The following is a 14,208-nucleotide window of genomic DNA, read 5'->3' as shown; positions in this document are numbered from 1 at the left end:
GAATGCGGTGGATCAGTTACACCTGTATTGACTGACACACCGCATTCGCGAGCAAGCCCGCTCCCACATTTGTCCTGCGGCGTTCTAGAAAGTGGCGTTTTCTTCTGTGGAGTACATCCACCGCATCAACGAATGCCGGCCACTGATGCCCATCTTGATCGCCGCCCGCTTGAGGTAGCTTTCGATGGTGTTGACCTTCAACGCCAACTGCTCCGCCAGTTCCGGTGCGGTACGCCCGGCCAGCAACCCCACGCACACCTCCAGCTCACGGCTGGACAGGGCCAGCCCCGATTGCGCGAGGCGTTCTTCAAAGCGCCGGCGCAAGGTGTCGATGCCTGGTTGCTGCGGCGCTTCACTGTCGGGGCCGCAGGGTTGCAGGGCGCTGATGTGCTTTTCAACCATCGGCAGCAGCAAGGAGGAGAAGTCTTGCAGGATGATCCGCTCCTGCTGGGAAAAACTTTCGGAGGGGTTCGAGCGATACACCGACAGCACGTAGCTGACGTCATCCTTGCGCCGGGTCAGGTGCAATTGTGCGGCGGCCTGGGCCTCGTCGAGCCCGGGCACCGGGTCGGTATACACCGGGCTGATCCCCAGCATTCGCGAACTGCCGGCTTTGCGCGGAGCGTGTTCCCTTGGGCTCACGGGCATTTGGGTGATGTGCGTGGCGTCGACCGCCAGTTGGGTGAGGATCAGGTCATGCAGCATGCGCGGGAAATGTCGGCTGCCGGTGCTGGCGATGACTTTGCCAATGTGGGGAAACAGGTGTGAGTTCATCATTTCATCCATGAGTTTCAATGAGGGCGGCGTACAGGGCAGTGATCTCCATGACTGCCGCCTCGTATGCTAGTACAGGCTTTCGCAAACGGGCCAATGAATGGATCAAATTTTTTGCAGTGCAGGGCGCAACGGGAAAAGCCCGACCTTTTCAGGCCGGGCTATTGGTAAACGTCGCGCCTGGTTATGAATTTACCTCAAGCGTGATGAACGTTTTGCTGCACAACCCTGGATTTCGGTTTCAGGGCACAGGCGTGCAGTGCCTGCTCAACGTCCGCCAACAGATCGGCGACATCCTCCAGGCCCGCCGAGAGCCGCACCAACCCTTCGGAAATCCCGTGGTGGGCGCGTTGTTCCGGGGTGTAGGTGGAGTGGGTCATGCTGGCCGGGTGCTGGGCCAGTGACTCGGCGTCCCCCAGGCTCACCGCCCGGGTGAACAGCTTGAGGGCGTTCATGAATTGCCGGCCCATCTCGATGCCGCCCTTGAGTTCAAACGCGATCATGCCGCCGGACTGCTTCATCTGCCGGGCGGCCAATTCGTATTGGGGGAAGGAACGCAAGCCGGGGTAAGTCACCCATTCCACCAAGGGATGGGCCTGCAAGGCTTTGGCGATGGCCAGGGCGTTGCTGCAATGGCGGTCCATGCGCAGGGCCAGGGTCTTGAGGCCGCGCATCAGCAAGGCGGCATCCTGAGGCGACATCACCGCACCGGTCAGGTCCTTGAGCCCTTGCAGGCGAATGCGCTGGGCCAGGGCCTGGCTGCTGACGGCGATGCCGGCAGTGATATCGCCGTGGCCGCTGAGGTATTTCGTCGCCGAGTGCACCACCACGTCGGCACCCATTTCCAGCGGGCGTTGCAGGTAGGGCGTGCAGTAGGTGTTGTCCACCACCACCGTGATGCCGGGTTGCTGGTGGGCGATTTCGGCGACGGCGGCGATGTCCACCAGTTGCAGGTTGGGGTTGGCCGGGGTTTCGAAATAGATCATGCGCGTGGCCGGGTTGATGGCCTCGCGCAGGGCGGCCAGGTCGGTGAGGTCGACGTGGCGCACCTTGATGCCGAATTCGCCGATGCCGTGATGCAGCAGGGCGAATGTGCAGCCGTAGAGGGTCTGGCTGACGATGATTTCGTCACCGGGGCGCAGCAGGGTCCAGAACGTCGCGGCAATCGCGCCCATGCCGGAGCTGAAGGCTACGGCGGCTTCGCCGTTTTCCAGGGTGGCCATGCGCGCTTCCAGCAGGGCCAGGGTGGGGTTGGAGATGCGGGTGTAGAAGTGCCCGTTCTCTTCACCGGCAAAGCAGGCGGCACCGTATTCGGCGGTGGGGAAGGCGAAGGTGGCCGATAGATAGATGGGTGGCACGAGGGCGCCGTGGTGGTCCTGGGGATCGTAGCCGTGGTGGATGGCACGGGTGGAAAAGCCGAACGTATTGTGTTTATTTTTCATGGTCGGACGCTCCTTATTTCCTACAATGCTATGCTTATAATCGCGGCTTAACGTTCCATAGTTTGCTGGGAAAAGCCGGTAGATTGGGATGAAAAACAATAAAAACGACGTTTTGAGGCAAGGTATGCCCATGAATCTGGATCGGACTGACAAGGCGCTTTTAAACGCCTTGCAGGGCAATGCGCGGTTGACGGTGGCGGAGTTGGCGGAGCGGGTGTCGCTGACCACTTCGCCGTGTTGGCGGCGGGTGAAGAACCTTGAGGACAGCGGGGTGATCGGGGGGTATCAGGCGATCTTGTCGCCCAAGGCGCTGGGGTATGGGGTGACGGCGTTTGTCAGCATCATGATGGACACGCACTCCCGCGAGATTGCTCGGGCGTTTGAGCAAAGGTTGCTGGAGATTCCCGAGATTGTGGCGTGTCATAACGTTTCGGGGCGGTATGATTTTTTGTTGGAAGTGGTGGCGAAGGATTTGGAGTCGTTTGGGGAGTTTGCGCGGGAGGTGTTGCAGAGTTTGCCGTGTGTTAAGGAGATTTATTCGAGTTTTTCTTATAAGTCGGTGCGGCCGTTGCGGGTGATTCCGCTTCCTGAGTGATTGACGGTGTACATATCCGTTATTTAGGTAGCGGCCACTTATGGTTCCGCTCTTACAGCGGGTCACTTTTGGCAAACGCCCGGAATGCCGGCCCAGCCAAAAGTAACCAAAAGGTCTTTGCCCCACCACTCGGTGCCTCGCCTTGGCTCGGCATGCCCGCACTCCGGCACGGCTCCGCGGGCCGCCGCGACGGGCCATCCATGGCCCGGCGCGGCTAAATCGGCTTCCCTGCCGATTTACCCGCTCCACCGTGCCTACTTGCGGCCATCGTGGTTGACGGGGCCCGCAGATCAAGATCAAAAGCAAGAGCACAGCGGCCTACCGGCCGGCTTGAGTGTGGTGAAGCAGAGGCAAGATCCAGAGCGAAAGCAGGGCTGCTTTTCTGTGGGAGCGGGCTTGCTCGCGAAAAACCTGAGGGCGCCGCGTTCATCCAGGATGCCAACGTCATCGTTAACGACCTTCGCGAGCAAGCCCGCTCCCACATTTGGACCGTGCCCGCTTTAGCTTCTGATCTTGCTGTTGCTGTTGCTCCACCACACTCAAGCCGGCCGGTAGGCCGCTGTGCCCTTGATCTGCTGTTGATCTTGATCTTAGGCGCCCCGTTAAACCACGCTGGCCGAACGCAGGCAGTACGGAGCGGGTAAACCGGCAGGACGCCGGTTTAGCCGCGACGGGGCAGGGACGCCCCGTCGCGGCGGCCCGCTTCGTGCTGCCGGAGTGAGGGCACACCGAGCCCAAGCGAGGTGCCGAGTGGTGGGGCAAGAGCGTTTTGCTTACTTTTGCGCTGTTCAAAAGTGAGCCGCTGTAAGAGCGGAACCATACGCGGCCGTTACCTAAATAACGGATATGCCCCCAACCCCAAAGACGCATACGTCATCCAACGTATTCCCCGCCCAACCCCATCCCCACGAGACTGCTCCCACAGCCAAGCCACCTCCGGGAGCACCTCGATGACCGACACCCTGATCAAAGTCGACCTCAACCAACCCGTCACCGAAAACGAGCAAATCCACAACCGTTGGCACCCGGATATCCCGATGGCCTGCTGGGTCAAACCCGGCGATGATTTCATCCTCGAAACCTACGACTGGACCGCCGGCGCTATCAAGAACAACGACGACGCCAGCGACGTGCGCGACGTCGACCTCTCCACCGTGCACTACCTCTCCGGCCCGGTGGGCGTACACGGCGCCGAACCCGGCGACTTGCTGGTGGTCGACCTGCTCGACATCGGCGCCAAAGCCGACTCCCAGTGGGGCTTCAACGGCTTCTTCTCCCGCCAGAACGGTGGCGGCTTCCTCACCGATCACTTCCCCAGCGCGCAAAAAGCCATCTGGGATTTCAAGGGCATGTTCACCAGCTCCCGACACATCCCGGGCGTCAATTTTGCGGGCCTGATCCACCCCGGCCTGATCGGCTGCCTGCCCGACCCGGTGATGCTCGCCGACTGGAACCGCCGCGAACAGGAACTGATCGACACCAACCCAACCCGCGTCCCACCCTTGGCCAACGCCCCGCTGGCCGCCACCGCACACATGGGCAAACTCAAGGGCTCGGCTCGTGACGACGCCGCCGCCACCGGTGCCCGCACCGTGCCGCCCCGCGAGCATGGCGGCAACTGCGATATCAAGGATTTGTCCCGCGGTTCGAAGATCTATTTCCCGGTTTACGTCAACGGCGCCGGCCTGTCGGTGGGGGACTTGCACTTCAGCCAGGGCGACGGCGAAATCACCTTTTGCGGCGCCATCGAAATGGCCGGCTGGGTGCACATGAAGGTCGAGCTGATCAAAGGCGGTATGGCCAAGTACGGGATCAAGAACCCGGTGTTCAAGCCAAGCCCGATCACCCCGAACTACAAGAACTACCTGATCTTCGAAGGCATCTCTGTCGACGAACAGGGCCAGCAGCACTACCTCGACGTCAATGTCGCCTACCGTCAGGCCTGTCTGAATGCGATCAATTACCTGACCAAGTTCGGCTACTCGCCGGCCCAGGGCTATGCGCTGCTTGGTTCGGCGCCGGTGCAGGGGCATATCAGCGGCGTGGTGGACATTCCCAACGCCTGCGCGACGTTGTGGCTGCCGACTGAAATCTTCGAGTTCGACATCAACCCCAACGCCAACGGCCCGACCCAATTCCTCGACGGCAGCATCGACCTGCCCATCGCACCGGACCTGTAGCCATGCCGACTTATGAATACGCCTGTGAGTCCTGCGGCACCTTCACCATGCTGCGGCCGATGGCCCAGCGTCACGAGCCCAGCCAGTGTCCGTATTGCGACAGCCCCGGCGGGCAGTTGCTGCTGTCGGCGCCGGCGCTGACGACGCTGTCGGCCAGCCAGCGCAAGGCGATTGCCGGCAACGAGCGCAGCGCCCATGCGCCGCAAACCGTTGGTGAGTATCAGGAGTCGCGCAAGCACCCGGCAGGCTGCAGTTGCTGTGGCAGCAGTAAACCGGTGGTGCCAAGCAAGGCCAACCCGCTGGGGCTCAAGACCAAGACCGGGCCACGGCCCTGGATGATCAGTCACTGACCGAGGAGATTCGCAATGCGCCATGGCGACATATCCAGCAGCCCGGACACGGTCGGCGTTGCTGTCGTGAACTACAAGATGCCGCGCCTGCACAGCAAGGCCGAGGTCATCGATAACGCGAAGAAGATTGCCGAGATCATTGTCGGCATGAAGCAGGGTTTGCCCGGCATGGACCTGGTGGTGTTTCCCGAGTACAGCACCATGGGCATCATGTACGACCACGACGAGATGATGGCCACCGCCGCGAGCATTCCCGGCGAGGAGACGGCGATTTTCTCGGCGGCCTGTCGCCAGGCCAATACCTGGGGTGTGTTTTCCCTGACCGGTGAGCGTCATGAAGAACATCCGCACAAGGCACCGTATAACACGCTGGTGTTGATCAATAATCTGGGGGAGATCGTCCAGCGTTATCGCAAGTGCATTCCATGGTGCCCGATCGAGGGTTGGTACCCGGGCGACCGCACCTACGTGTGCGACGGACCCAAGGGTATGAAGATCAGCCTGATCATCTGCGACGACGGCAACTATCCGGAGATCTGGCGCGACTGTGCAATGAAAGGTGCCGAGCTGATCGTGCGTTGCCAGGGCTATATGTACCCGGCCAAGGAGCAGCAGGTGCAGATGTCCAAGAGCATGGCCTGGGCCAATAACTGCTACGTAGCGGTGGCGAATGCGGCGGGGTTCGACGGGGTGTATTCGTACTTCGGGCACTCGGCGATCATTGGTTTTGATGGCCGCACCCTGGGGGAGTGCGGCGAGGAAGAAATGGGCATTCAGTACGCCCAGTTGTCGGTGTCGCAGATCCGCGATGCGCGGGCCAACGACCAGTCGCAGAACCATCTGTTCAAGCTGCTGCACCGTGGCTACACCGGCATGCACGCCTCGGGCGACGGGGACAAGGGTGTGGCAGATTGTCCGTTCGAGTTCTATCGCACCTGGGTGCTGGACGCGCAAAAGGCCCAGGAAAATGTCGAGGCATTTACCCGCAGCACCGTGGGTGTCGCTGAATGCCCGGTGGGGCAGTTGCCCCATGGCGGTATAGAAAAAGCGGCGGGTTGAGGCATGCGGTTTACCTTTGAGCCGGCTCAGGTCATGGCCTTGCTGCGCAGCCGTATCGTCGGCCAGGACGCGGCCCTGGCCCAGGTGGAAGGGCTGCTCAAGGTGGTTAAGGCCGACATCGGCGAGCGTGAGCGGCCGTTGAGCGTCAACCTGTTCATGGGGCCTACCGGGGCCGGCAAGACGGAAATCGTCCGTCTGCTGGCCCTGGCCTTGCACGGCCGCGCCGACGGTTTTTGCCGTATCGACATGCACACCCTGGCCCAGGAGCATTACGCCGCCGCCCTGACCGGAGCACCACCAGGCTATGTCGGCAGCAAGGAGGGCATCAGCCTGTTCAACAGTGAGCTGATCCAGGGCAGCTACAGTCGCCCCGGCATCGTGCTGTTCGACGAGCTGGAAAAGGCCAGCCAGGAAGTGGTGCGCAGCCTGTTGGGCATCCTCGAAAACGGCCAGCTGACGTTGACGGGCGGCGCTCGCACGCTGGACTTTCGCAACAGCCTGATCTTCATGACCAGCAATATCGGCGCGCAACAGGCGCGCCGCCATCGACGGCGTTTTGCCCCGTTGCGCTGGTTGGGGCGCGGGGAGGCGGCGGTACTTGAGGACGCCTTGCACAGCCATTTCGAGCCGGAATTTCTTAATCGCATCGACCGTATCCTGATGTTCGAGCCCATCGACCATCAATGGCTTGAAGCGCTGCTTGAGGTGGAACTCGGCAAACTCAATCAACGCCTTGCGGCACAGCAGCGGTCGCTGGTACTGGATGAGTCGGCACGGGCCTGGTTATGCCGCGACCATGATGTACGGTTTGGTGCCCGCGCCTTGGGCCGCCGATTGCGAGTAGAGCTTGAGCCGGCGATTGCCGAGTGCCTGTTGCGTGATCCGGGTGTGGGCTCCATGGGTGCGACTGCCATCAGTAATCGTTTGGTGGTTTCGCAACGAGCGGCTTGCAACAAATAAAATTCAGGCTAATATGACCCGGGTAAAACAATATATTCCGGGTAAAAGTCATGAGCGCATCACACTGCACCGCCTTTCTTGGCCACCAACGCGTGGCCGCCGGCTCTTATGCCGACGTCGCCAAAAACCTGAAAAGTCTCGACCTGTCGACCGGCAGTTTGTTGGTGTTTGATGACGCCAGCGGTGTTCAAGTCGACTATCCCTGGCCAGCCGGTTATGCACCCCAGCAGTCGACAGTCGCGGTGACGGAGGCCGAAGTGCCAGTGTCACCTACCGTAGGCCGCCCGAAGCTGGGCGTGGTCGCACGTGAAGTGACCCTGCTGCCACGGCATTGGGAATGGCTGGGGCAACAACGCGGCGGCGCCTCGGCGGCCTTGCGCCGGCTGGTGGATGAAGCGCGCAACGCCCATGCCGAGCACGATGAGCGACGCCATGCCAAGGAATCCAGCTATCGTTTCATGAGCGCCCTGGGCGGCGACCTGCCGGGTTTTGAAGAAGCCTCGCGGGCGTTGTTTGCCCAGGACGGCGCTGACTTTTCCAACAAGATTGCGCACTGGCCGGTGGATGTGAAGTTGTACCTGGCCTGGTTAACACGCAACGCTTTCCCTGCCTAATTGCATTGAGATCCGAACCTTCATGGAAGTCACCCAGCAACGCCCGTTGTGGCAGATCTACCTGATCTTTCTGGCACCCATGGTGCTGTCCAATTTCCTCCAGAGCTTTTCCGGCACGCTGAACGGTATCTATGTCGGGCAGATGCTCGGTACCCAGGCGTTGGCGGCGGTGTCGGGGATGTTCCCCATCGTGTTTTTCTTTATCGCCCTGGTGATCGGCCTGGGGGCGGGCGCTTCGGTGTTGATCGGCCAGGCGTGGGGCGCGCAGGAAACCTCGATGGTCAAGTCGATCACCGGCGCCACCCTGACCCTTGGCGCTCTGATCGGGGTGATCGCGGCGGTGCTGGGCAGCGTGTTTGCGCGCCCGGCGATGCAGGCCCTGGGCACACCGGTGGATGTGCTGGATGACGCGGTGGGTTATGCGCAGATGATGATGCTGATCATGCCGCTGCTGCTGGTGTTCATCCTGTTCACCCAACTGCTGCGGGGCGTGAGTGACACGGTGTCGCCGTTGCTGGCGCTGGTGGTGTCGACCACCGTGGGCCTGCTGCTGACTCCGGCACTGATCAAGGGCTGGCTGGGTTTGCCGCCGATGGGTATTCAGAGCGCGGTGTTGGCGGGGTTGGTGGGTAATGCACTGGCGATGACGTTTCTGGTGTTGCGGCTGCGGCATAAAAACCACGTGATGGCGCCGGATCGCGAGTTGATGGCGGCGTTGCGGCTGGACCGGGTGATTTTGGGCAAGGTGCTGCGTATTGGTCTGCCGACCGGGTTGCAGATGGTGGTGTTGTCGCTGTCGGAGTTGGTGATTCTGGCGCTGGTCAACAGCCATGGTTCCCAGGCGACGGCGGCGTATGGGGCGGTGACGCAGATTGTCAACTATGTGCAGTTTCCGGCGTTGTCGATTGCGATCACGGCGTCGATTCTTGGGGCGCAGGCGATCGGGGCGGGGCGGCTGGAGCGGATTGGGCCGATCCTGCGTACGGGAATTTTGATCAACCTGTGCCTGACGGGTGGGTTGATTGTGTTGGGGTATGGGTTGTCGCATTGGTTGTTGGGGTTGTTCATTACCGACGTGGATGCGCGGGTCAAGGCTGAGCATTTGTTGCATATCATGCTCTGGAGCATTTTGGTGTTTGGGTTCCAGGCGGTGGTGGGCGGGATCATGCGGGCCAGCGGTGTGGTGCTGGTGCCGGTGGGGATTTCGATCGTTTGCGTGTTGGGGGTGGAGTTGCCGGTGGCTTATCTGCTGAATGCGCGGTTTGGGTTGGAGGGGGTTTGGATGGCGTTTCCGGTGACGTATCTGGCGATGTTGGGGTTGCAGACGGCGTATTACCGGTTGGTTTGGCGGCATAAGCAGATCAAGCGGTTGGTGTGAGGTTTTTGGGGGGGGGCGGGGAGTACATATCCGTTATTTAGGTAACGGCCACTTAGGGTTCCGCTCTTACAGCGGGTCACTTTTGAAAAGCGCAAAAGTAACCAAAACGCTCTGCCCCGCCTGTCGGCGCCTCGCTAGGGCTCGGCGTTCCCTCACTCCGGCATTGCTACGCGGGCCGCCGCGACGGGCCATCCATGGCCCGGCGCGGCTAAACCGGCGTCCTGCCGGTTTACCCGCTCCGCACTGCCTGCGTTCGGCCTCGGGCTGAATGGGGCAGTCAGATCAAGATCAACAGCAGATCAACAGCAAGAGCACAGCGGCCTACCGGCCGGCTTGAGTGTTAGAAGCAGAGGCAAGATCCAGAGCGAAAGCAGAGCTGCTTTTCTGTGGGAGCGGGCTTGCTCGCGAAAAACCTGAGAGCGCCGCGTTGAATCAGGATGCCCGCGTCATCGTTAACGACCTTCGCGAGCAAGCCCGCTCCCACATTTGGACCGTGCCCGCTTTAGCTGTTGCTGTTGCTTCACCACACTCAAGCCGGCCGGTAGGCCGCTGTGCCCTTGATCTGCTTGTGATCTTGATCTTAGGCGCCCCGTTAAACCACGCTGGCCGAACGCAGGCTTTGGAGCGTGGGTAACCCGGCAGGACGCCGGGTTAGCCGCGCTGGGCCAAGGATGGCCCATCGCGGCGGCCCACGCTCCAAAGCCGGAGTGAGGGCACTCCGAGCCTAGGCGAGGAGCCGAGTGGTGGGGCAAGAGCGTTTTGCTTACTTTTGCGCTTTTCAAAAGTGAGCCGCTGTAAGAGCGGAACCAATAGCGGCCCTGACCGCAGCAACGGATATGCCCCCCCATCTCAATCAAACTTATAGCTGATGGCAGTCTGCACCTGCCCCTGATTCACATCCCCGGTCTCCTTGACGATGCTGCTATTGGCCGCCGACCCCACCAAGTGAACCCAACTGGCACTGGTCAACAGCGACCACTTCGCATCCAGGGGAATCTCAAAACTCTGCGTCAACGTCAGGTTCTGAAACCCCGCACTGGCGTTATACGGCCGAAACCCCGAAGCCGCAGCCTCGTTGGCATCAACCCCGAAAAACGCCTGCGCCTGCCGAGCATCGGCAAAATTCGCCATCAAACCGGTGCTGCCGATAATCCCGTCACCCAACGGATACCCCAACTCCCCGCCAAGCTTCCCCACAACCCCGCTTTGATCACGCGCCCCGCCCACGGCCTGACCCACCTGTGCATACACCCGCCAGAAATCAGCCGGAGCGTACTGAATAAAGCCTCCAACCTCGGCCATATCCGAAACATCACGCAAGCCCCGCAGCGACCCATTGGCCGTCCGCCCCGGCAAGTAGTTGATGTAAGGCCCGGCAGTAAAGCCATGGGTATTCAGGGCACTCCAGGTCAGCCCATCGTCGGTACCCAGACTGACGCTCCCCCAATCCAGATCGAAATAAGGAATCGGCCGCGTTTCGTAGCGGCTGCCCGTCGGATCATGAGGCTGGTAACTGACACCCACGCCGGCCTCACCGGTAATCCCGTCTGCCAGCGCAGCGCCCGAAACGCCCCACAGCCCCAGCAAACCGGCGAATACAGCAAAAGTAACCCTGAACATGGAGCCATTTCCTTTTGTGAACATGCGCGCATGAACGCGCAAACACCCGGCCTTAGGCAAGCACTCATCTAGGTTGTAGCAAGCTACAAAAATTGTAGCCAGTTCCGACACAACCAAACGTAAATACCTGCCAAACCCTTTGAAAACAGGGGGTGCGAGCACTTGGCACAGTCCATGCTCTAGCACTCTGCAAGCGCAACAGCGCGCTCCTACTTCATAGGTAAATGCAGATGATCCACTGGCATATCGTGTGTGACTTCGACGGGACCATCACCCCCACCGACGTCATCGACAACGTCCTCCAACGCTTCGCCGGCCCCGAGTGGGAAACCATCGAACAGGAATGGCTGGACGGGCACATCGGTTCGCGCGAATGCCTGAGCCGTCAACTGGCGCTGATCAAGGCGACCCCGGCCGAGTTGCTGGCGTACTTCGACAGCGTCGAGATCGACCCGGACTTCCCGGACTTCGTCGATCACGTCATGGGCCTGGGCGCTTCCATTGAAGTGGTCAGCGATGGCATCGAACAAGGCATCGCGCGGATTCTCTCGCGCAACTACGTGACCTTGCTGCCGATCCTCGCCAACCGCCTGCGCCAGGTCGACCAGAACAGCTGGCGCATCGACTTCCCGTATGCCAGCGACGCCTGCCGTGCTGCTTCCGGCAACTGCAAGTGCAAGTCCACGCCGCGCAACAAGCGCGTGCTGGTGATCGGTGACGGCAAGTCCGACATGTGCGTGGCCTCCACCGCCGACTTCGTCTTCGCCAAGGCCAGCCTGGCCGACTACTGCGAAACCAACAACATCCCTTACGCGCGGTTCGACACCTTCGCCGAACTGCCGGCATTGCTGGCCAAGCTGCCTCAGGGCATCGCCGCCAACGCCAACTCTTTCAGCACCTCTTCCGACAATCAGGAACTCTTCCACCATGTCTGATATCCGCATCGCTACCGCAGAAGACCAGGTTCTTCTGGATAAAGAAGCCAAGTACTGCTCCTACGGCGACACCGTTCACTACATCGACCCGCCACGTATTTTCAGCCGTTGTGAAGGCTCCTATGTGTGGGACACCGAAGACCAGGCTTACCTCGACCTGCAAATGTGGTACTCGGCCGTTAACTTCGGTTACGCCAACCCGCGCCTGAACAACGCGCTGAAACAGCAGATCGACACCCTGCCGCAAATCGCCAGCCAGTACCTGCACAAAGGCAAGATCGAGCTGTCGGAAATGATCGCAGTCGACGCCAAGAAAAAGTTCGGCCTCGACGGTCGTGTGCACTTCAACGTGGGCGGTTCGCAGTCCATCGAAGACTCCCTGAAAGTGGTGCGTAACGCCTCCAACGGCAAGAGCCTGATGTTCGCCTTCGAAGGCGGCTACCACGGCCGTACCCTCGGTGCTTCGTCGATCACTTCAAGCTTCCGTTACCGTCGCCGCTATGGCCACTTCGGCGAGCGCGCCAACTTCATTCCGTTCCCGTACCACTTCCGCGGCCCTAAAGGCATGACCAAGGAAGAATACGGCAGCCACTGCGTGCAGCAATTTGCCCGCCTGTTCGAAACTGAATACAACGGTGTGTGGGACCCGAAAACCAACCAGTGCGAATACGCAGCCTTCTACGTCGAGCCGATCCAGGGCACCGGCGGCTACGTAATCCCTCCGATGAACTTCTACAGCGAACTCAAGCACGTCCTCGACCAGCACGGCATCTTGATGGTCGTCGACGAAATCCAGATGGGTTTCTGGCGTACCGGCAAGCTGTGGTCGATCGAACACTTCGACGTCAAACCAGACGTGATCGTGTTCGGCAAGGCACTGACCAACGGCCTGAACCCGCTGGGCGGCATCTGGGCCAAGGAAGAGTTGATCAACCCTAAGATCTTCCCGCCAGGCTCCACTCACTCCACCTTCGCGTCCAACCCGTTGGGCACCGCGGTAGGCCTGGAAATGTTCAAGATGACCAGCGAAGTCGACTACGGCGCGATGGTCATGGCCAAGGGCAAATACTTCCTGGCCGGCCTGCAAGAGCTGCAAAAACGCTTCCCGATCATCGGCGACGTCGACGGCCTGGGCCTGGCCCTGCGCTGTGAAATCTGCGGTCCGGACGGCTTCACTCCGGACAAGGCGACCCTGGATTTCATGGTCGACGAAGGCATGAAAGGCGACATGGTGGTTGACGGTCAGAAACTCGGCCTGATCCTCGACGTGGGCGGCTACTACAAAAACGTGATCACCCTGGCGCCGTCGCTGGAAATCAGCTACCCGGAAATCGACCTGGGCCTGAAGCTGCTCGAGCAACTGCTTGTGCGAGCGACCAAACGGTGATTAGCCACGAGATCGACCTCGGTGAAGGTGATGCCGGCTTCGTTCTCGGTAGCGGTCCGGTCGGGATCCTGTTGATCCACGGCTTGACGGGCACCCCGACGGAACTCCGTCGGGTGGCCCAGGGTTTGGCCAAGGCCGGTAACTGCACGGTGTACGTGCCGACCCTGGCCGGGCACTGCGGGGACAACAGCGACCTGCAAGCCACTGGCTGGCAGGACTGGTACGAGGGCGTACGCAAGACGTTCGTTGGCGTGAAACAGCGTCACGAGCAGGTGTTTGTCGGCGGTCTGTCGATGGGCGCGGTGATGTCGATGTACGTGGCGTCGCAGTTCCCGGGCCAGGTCGCCGGCTTGTTGATGTACTCCACCACGTTGAAGTACGACGGCTGGAGCATCAACAAGATGGCATTCATCACGCCCTTGCTGATCCGCATTCCCTTCGGTGTGCGCCTGTTCCGTTTCACTGAGAAACCGCCCTATGGCATCAAGAACGAGCGCCTTCGGGCGATCGTCGAGCGGCAGATGAAGGAAGGGGAGAGCAGCGAGGCGGGGCTGTTGACCATGGAGGGCGTCACAGTGCGCGAGTTGCACTGGATGAACGCCGTGGTCAAGAAGCTCATGCCGTCGATCAAGACCCCGGCCCTGGTGCTGCACTCCATCGAGGATGACATCACCAGCCGCTGGAACGCCGATTACGTGGAACGCCACCTCGGCGGCCCCGTGACCAAGATCCTGCTGGACAACTGCTACCACATGATCACCGTCGACCTGCAATACCGCCGAGTGATCGAGTTGAGTGTCGAGTTTGTCGAGCAACACGCTGCCCCTGTAGGCGCGAGCGTGCTCGCGAAGGACGTGAACGAAAACGCGTTCTGTCTGGTTTAACGCGGTGCGCTTGAGTTTTCGCGAGCCAGC

The 14,208-nt window shown here is 60.8% G+C and carries 13 protein-coding genes; 10 read left to right on the top strand and 3 right to left on the bottom strand.

The window, feature by feature from the left end:
* Positions 1-84: 84 nt before the first annotated feature.
* Together HBJ59_RS10550 and HBJ59_RS10545 are read right to left on the bottom strand one after the other, a co-directional pair.
* On the bottom strand, positions 85-786 hold the full coding sequence (locus HBJ59_RS10550) for a helix-turn-helix transcriptional regulator (protein ID WP_167663510.1): 702 nt from the start codon (positions 784-786) through the stop codon (positions 85-87).
* A 185-nt stretch (positions 787-971) separates the two neighbouring features.
* Positions 972-2,216: a methionine gamma-lyase gene (locus tag HBJ59_RS10545; RefSeq protein ID WP_076016698.1), complete on the bottom strand. Its 1,245-nt coding sequence runs from the start codon at positions 2,214-2,216 to the stop codon at positions 972-974.
* A 124-nt stretch (positions 2,217-2,340) separates the two neighbouring features.
* Here HBJ59_RS10545 and HBJ59_RS10540 point away from each other — a divergent pair, with 124 nt between their 5' ends.
* The 7 genes from HBJ59_RS10540 to HBJ59_RS10510 all read left to right on the top strand — a co-directional run bounded on the left by HBJ59_RS10540 (position 2,341) and on the right by HBJ59_RS10510 (position 9,352).
* The gene (locus tag HBJ59_RS10540) at positions 2,341-2,811 is read left to right on the top strand and encodes an Lrp/AsnC family transcriptional regulator (RefSeq protein ID WP_167663943.1); all 471 of its coding nucleotides are present in this window, start codon (positions 2,341-2,343) and stop codon (positions 2,809-2,811) included.
* Between the two features lie 950 nt (positions 2,812-3,761).
* A complete protein-coding gene (gene fmdA, locus HBJ59_RS10535; RefSeq protein ID WP_076016701.1) occupies positions 3,762-4,991 on the top strand; it encodes a formamidase in 1,230 nt (409 codons plus the stop codon).
* 2 nt (positions 4,992-4,993) lie between these two features.
* Positions 4,994-5,341, top strand: a complete 348-nt coding sequence (locus tag HBJ59_RS10530; RefSeq protein WP_076016702.1) for a zinc ribbon domain-containing protein — start codon at positions 4,994-4,996, stop codon at positions 5,339-5,341.
* Positions 5,342-5,356: 15 nt separating this feature from the next.
* Positions 5,357-6,400 carry an aliphatic amidase gene (locus HBJ59_RS10525; RefSeq protein WP_076016703.1) on the top strand — a complete coding sequence of 348 codons (1,044 nt, stop codon included), beginning with the start codon at positions 5,357-5,359 and terminating at the stop codon, positions 6,398-6,400.
* Between the two features lie 3 nt (positions 6,401-6,403).
* A complete protein-coding gene (locus tag HBJ59_RS10520; protein WP_167663509.1) occupies positions 6,404-7,360 on the top strand; it encodes an AAA family ATPase in 957 nt (318 codons plus the stop codon).
* A gap of 50 nt (positions 7,361-7,410) precedes the next feature.
* Entirely contained in the window at positions 7,411-7,974 is a 564-nt protein-coding gene (locus HBJ59_RS10515; protein WP_076016705.1) for a DUF2239 family protein, read from the top strand.
* Between the two features lie 22 nt (positions 7,975-7,996).
* Positions 7,997-9,352, top strand: a complete 1,356-nt coding sequence (locus HBJ59_RS10510; RefSeq protein ID WP_076016706.1) for an MATE family efflux transporter — start codon at positions 7,997-7,999, stop codon at positions 9,350-9,352.
* Between the two features lie 849 nt (positions 9,353-10,201).
* Here the strand turns inward: HBJ59_RS10510 and HBJ59_RS10505 are convergent.
* A complete protein-coding gene (locus tag HBJ59_RS10505) occupies positions 10,202-10,972 on the bottom strand; it encodes a MipA/OmpV family protein (protein WP_167663508.1) in 771 nt (256 codons plus the stop codon).
* A gap of 230 nt (positions 10,973-11,202) precedes the next feature.
* On the opposite strand from HBJ59_RS10505, the gene HBJ59_RS10500 reads away from it, so the two are divergent.
* Genes HBJ59_RS10500 through HBJ59_RS10490 form a run of 3 tightly spaced genes read left to right on the top strand, consistent with a single transcriptional unit; the run spans position 11,203 to position 14,178 of the window.
* Positions 11,203-11,907: an MtnX-like HAD-IB family phosphatase gene (locus HBJ59_RS10500; RefSeq protein WP_076015438.1), complete on the top strand. Its 705-nt coding sequence runs from the start codon at positions 11,203-11,205 to the stop codon at positions 11,905-11,907.
* On the top strand, positions 11,900-13,294 hold the full coding sequence (locus tag HBJ59_RS10495; protein ID WP_076015437.1) for an aspartate aminotransferase family protein: 1,395 nt from the start codon (positions 11,900-11,902) through the stop codon (positions 13,292-13,294). Before HBJ59_RS10500 ends, HBJ59_RS10495 begins: the two co-directional genes overlap by 8 nt.
* On the top strand, positions 13,291-14,178 hold the full coding sequence (locus tag HBJ59_RS10490) for an alpha/beta fold hydrolase (protein ID WP_167663507.1): 888 nt from the start codon (positions 13,291-13,293) through the stop codon (positions 14,176-14,178). The genes HBJ59_RS10495 and HBJ59_RS10490 overlap by 4 nt, the downstream gene beginning before the upstream one ends.
* Positions 14,179-14,208: the final 30 nt, after the last annotated feature.

The organism is Pseudomonas sp. AN3A02 (assembly GCF_011765255.1).
Classification (GTDB): domain Bacteria; phylum Pseudomonadota; class Gammaproteobacteria; order Pseudomonadales; family Pseudomonadaceae; genus Aquipseudomonas.
This window is presented reverse-complemented; position numbering and strand designations above follow the sequence as displayed.